Genomic DNA, 730 nt, shown 5'->3' on the forward strand with positions numbered 1-730 from the left:
TGTATGCACGCCTGAAACTGGTAGGCAGCGGCACCTACAACGCCATGCTGATCAATGACGAAGCAGTCGGCACTGACCTTGGCAAAAAGTTTGTGCTGGTGATGGATGCCGACAACAAGACCGCCTACCGCGCCGTTGAGCTGGGGCCGAAGATCGAAGGCTTGCGCATCGTGCGCAACGGCTTGAACAAGGACGACACCATCATCGTCAAGGGCCTGCAACGGGTACGCCCCGGTTCGCCAGTCACCCCTGAAGTGATCCCGATGGCCAGCGAACAAACGCTCGCGGCCCTCGCACAACAACGACAAGCGCTGGAAGCCAGCAACCTGCCACAAGTCGCACCTGCCAAGGTTGCGCCGGGCACGGCTGTGAAACTGGCTGCAGCGACCCCACGCGGTTAAGGGATAACGACTCCGATGAATTTCTCCCAATTCTTCATTTCACGGCCGATCTTCGCAGCGGTGCTTTCGCTGCTGATCCTGATCGCCGGTGCGATCTCGCTGTTCCAGTTGCCGATCAGCGAATACCCGGAAGTGGTGCCGCCGACTGTTGTGGTTCGTGCGAACTTCCCGGGTGCCAACCCGAAAGTCATCGGTGAAACCGTAGCCGCTCCCCTGGAGCAAGCGATCACCGGCGTCGAGAACATGCTCTATATGTCCTCGCAGTCGACCGCCGACGGCAAGATCACCCTGACCATCACCTTTGCGCTGGGCACTGACCTGGACAACGC

1 protein-coding gene and 1 pseudogene are annotated in these 730 nt (G+C 59.7%); both read left to right on the forward strand.

Annotation, left to right across the window (positions count from 1 at the left end; genetic code table 11):
• A pseudogene (locus D8V06_RS25500) lies at positions 1–401 on the forward strand (efflux transporter periplasmic adaptor subunit); the annotation flags it as partial.
• A 15-nt stretch (positions 402–416) separates the two neighbouring features.
• Positions 417–730 (forward strand): efflux RND transporter permease subunit (locus D8V06_RS25505; protein WP_177434492.1); only part of this gene is annotated, 314 nt, incomplete at its 3' end.

The sequence above is a fragment of the Pseudomonas sp. Sample_24 genome (assembly GCF_004307605.1).
GTDB lineage: Bacteria > Pseudomonadota > Gammaproteobacteria > Pseudomonadales > Pseudomonadaceae > Aquipseudomonas.